2 protein-coding genes are annotated in these 3,682 nt (G+C 66.5%); both read left to right on the top strand.

Features of this window, described 5'->3' with window-relative positions:
• Window positions 1-44: 44 nt before the first annotated feature.
• On the top strand, window positions 45-1,157 hold the full coding sequence (locus J3U87_RS31950) for a MupA/Atu3671 family FMN-dependent luciferase-like monooxygenase (protein ID WP_237379867.1): 1,113 nt from the start codon (window positions 45-47) through the stop codon (window positions 1,155-1,157).
• 10 nt (window positions 1,158-1,167) lie between these two features.
• Window positions 1,168-3,675, top strand: coding sequence for a type I polyketide synthase (locus J3U87_RS31945; RefSeq protein ID WP_237379866.1), 2,508 nt, complete (start codon window positions 1,168-1,170; stop codon window positions 3,673-3,675).
• Window positions 3,676-3,682: the final 7 nt, after the last annotated feature.

Genomic DNA, 3,682 nt, shown 5'->3' with positions numbered 1-3,682 from the left:
TCCCAACACCTCGTCAAACACCAGGCCACACGATAGGAAGCGCCATGTCCGCCACCGTTGAACAACTTTTGGGGTTCCAAACCGAAACCGACACGACCCACGTCGTCGCCCAGGATCTGACCTTCAGTTTCCTGTTCTTTTCCGACGTGCGCACCGACGTCACCGATGCCGAGAAGTACGGCTTCATGCGCGACCTGACGCTCTTCGCCGATCGCGAGGGGTTCGAAGCCGTCTACATCCCCGAGCGCCACTTCTACGAGTTCGGGTCGATCTTCGCCAACTCCGCGGTCGTCGCCGCCCACCTGATCCCGCAGACCGAGCGGGTACGCTTTCGCACGGCCGGCATCTCGTTGCCGCTGCACCACCCGGCCGAGGTCGTCGAGTGGTGGGCCATCAACGACATTCTCTCCGGCGGGCGGGTCGACCTGGGCTTCGGTTCCGGTTGGAACCAGGCCGATTTCATCTATTCGCCGGACACCTTCGATGATCGCCGCGCCATCACCAGCGAGCGCATCGAGCAGGTGCGCCGCCTGTGGCGCGGCGAGACGCTGTCCTTCCCGGGCCCCGAGGGCAAGGATTACCCGATTCGCATCTTCCCGCGCCCGCTTCAACCGGAACTGAACGTGTGGCTGCTGGCGGCGTCCAGCGATGCCGCCTTCACCTTCGCCGGCGAGCAGGGCTACAACGTGTTCACGATGCTCTACAGCCAGAATTTCGAGGCGATGGGCAAGAAGATCGAGCGCTATCGCCAAGGTCGCCGCGACGCCGGCCTGGATCCCGCCAAGGGCACCGTGTCGCTGATGCTGCACACCCTGGTGCACAAGGACCTGGACACCGTCCAGTGGGTCGTGGAGAAACCGTTCAAGTCCTACATCAAGAGCGCGTTGGAAGCCCACGTCAACGCCGGGCTGGCCAAGTTGAAGGGCGCCGGCGAGGTGGGCGAGGCCGAGAAGGCCAAGATGCTGGAATACGCCTATCAGCGCTACTTCCGCACCTCGGCGATTTTCGGGCCGCCGGAGCAGGCGAGAGAGGTGGTGGAGCAGGCCCGCGCGATCGGCGTCAACGACATCGCCTGCGTGATGGACTTCGGCGTCGATTACGACGTCGTGAAAGACTCCTTCCCCTACCTCAAGCAATTGATTTCTCGTTACGTTTAGGGAGCACCCCATGAGTACCGTCGAAGAGAAACGACAACGGCTGGCCGAGGCCATGCTGGGCGCCCTGCCCGACCGCGAGCCGACGCCGGCGCCGCGGCGCCGCGCGGCGACCGACGATGCCCGCGCCAATCCCGAACCGATCGCCATCGTGGGCCTGGCCGGCCTGTTTCCCCAGTGCATGTCGGTGCGGTCGTTCTGGGATGCGTTGGATCGCGACGCGCGCCTGATCGAGGAAATCCCCAAGAACCGTTTCGATTGGGGCGCGGTGTACGACCCCGATGGCGGCGATCCGGCCAAGAGCCGCACGCGGTGGGGCGGTTTCATTCCCGACATTCGCGGGTTCGATCCGGAATTTTTCCACATCCTGCCCGGTGAGGCCGAGTTGATGGACCCCCGCCAGCGGTTGTTGCTGATGTCGGTCTACCACTGCTTGGAGGACGCCGGATATGCGCCGCTTTCGCTGAAGCGCGAGGCGGTGGGTGTCTTCGTGGGCGTCGAGGAGAACGAGTACGTGGCGCTCCTGAAGGACGCCGGCATCGAGCTCGGCCGCGATTTCGGGCACGCGGCCGGTATGGTGGCCAACCGCATTTCCTATTTCTTCGATTGGCGGGGGCCCAGCGAGTGCATCGACACCATGTGTTCCAGCGCGGCGGTGGCGCTGCATCGCGCCGTGAGCGCCTTGCGTGCCGGCGAGATCGGTCACGCGGTGGTGGGTGCGGCCAACCTGCTGCTGCGGCCGGACCTGTTCGTGGGCCTGTCGCGCATGGGGCAGTTGAGTGCGCGCGAAACGGTGGCCTCGTTCGGGCGCGACGCCGCGGGCTACCAGCGTGCGGAAGGGGTGGCGGCGGTGCTGCTCAAGCCGCTGGCGGAGGCGGAGGCCGACGGGGATGCGGTCTACGCGGTGATCCGCCACACGGCCATCAATTACAACGGTCAGGGCGGCATGTCCATCGCCGCGCCGAACCCGGCCGCCCATGCCGACCTCATCGAGCGCTGCTACCGCGAGGCGGGGGTGCGGGCCGACCGGGTGACCTACATCGAGGCGCAGGGCATGGGCAACCCGGTCGCCGACATCGCCGAGTGGCAGGCCTGCAACCGCGCGCTGACGCGCCTGGCGGGACGCCAGGGGATCGAACTGGAACCCGGCAACTGCCGCATCTCGACGCTCAAACCGATGCTGGGGCACATGCACGCCGCCTCGGCCCTGGGCGCGCTGTTCAAGATCGTGCGCAGTTTCCAGACCGGGGCCGTGCACCAGATCGCCGATTTCGACGAGCCCAATCCCGATCTGGACCTGGAAGACCGACCCTGCCGGCTGGTGGGCCGCACCGAAGCCTGGCCGGCCGGCGACGCGCCGCGCCTGGCCGGTCTGCACGCCTACGGTTCGGGCGGCAACAACGCCCACGTGCTCTTCGAGGAATACCGGCCCGTCGGCTCGGTACGGCCTGAGCCGGTCCGCACCGTGCTCGTCGTGCTCTCGGCCCGCAACGGGGCCCGGCTCAAGCACCTCGCCAAGAACCTGCACTACTTCCTGCTGGATGCCGGCGGCGTCGACCTCGTGGACCTGGCCTATACGCTTCAGGTGGGCCGCGATCCCATGGACGTCCGCATCGCCTTTCTGGTCGACGACGCCGCCGAGCTGATCGGTCGTCTCGAGCAGTTCGGGCGAGGCACCCTGCCGCGCGAGGGCGAGGCTTCCGATCGGGTCTTCCAGAACGAGACCACCCCCGGCGAAGACACAATCGACAACCCGGCGATCCTGAACCAGTGGCTCGAACAGGGCGCGCTCGCCGAACTGGCCGAAGTGTGGACGCGCGGCATCCCCCTCGACTGGCGACGCCTCTACCAGGACGCACCGCCGCGCCGCCTGCACCTGCCCTGTTACCCGTTCGCCAAGAAACCTTGTTGGCCCAAGGGGCTCGACGAAGCCAAGCCACGACCCGCCCAACCTTCACGCGATGACGTTTCGTCCTCCGGCGCCGCGCCGTCCCCGCGGCGCTCCGTCGCGGCCGATGCGGCGGACCACGTGCGGGAATTCGTCGAGCGGCTCTCCGATGATCAAGTCCATCTACTGGTGCGCGAGTTGGGTCTCGGCCACCCCGAACCCGATCCCGAAATCGCGCCCGTTTCTTCGGCATCCCCATCGGTCCCGTCGACCAAGCCGTCCGAGGAGGCGACGCGGCCGCCGGCCGCCGATGCCGAAGCCGGCACCACGGCCGAGCCTCGTGCCAAGGAGGCCGAACCTTCGGGGCACGTCGACGGCGCGCGCGTTCGCGAGGTCATCGTGGGCATTCTGGTGGACGCCCTGCAAATCGATCCCGAGTCGATTCGTCCCGGCCGCTCCTTCAGCGACTTCGGTCTCAACTCCATCAACGGCAGCGATTTCATTCGCATCCTGGAAGAAGCGCTCGACGTCGCGATTCCGCCCAAATGGATTTTCGAGTACCCCACCATCGACGACCTGGTCCGCGTCATCCTCGCCAAAACCAAACCTCAGCTCAATACCCTCAATGCCTAACGGAATG

It is taken from the genome of Sulfidibacter corallicola, from assembly GCF_017498545.1.
In the GTDB taxonomy this organism is placed as follows: domain Bacteria; phylum Acidobacteriota; class Holophagae; order Acanthopleuribacterales; family Acanthopleuribacteraceae; genus Sulfidibacter; species Sulfidibacter corallicola.
This window is presented reverse-complemented; position numbering and strand designations above follow the sequence as displayed.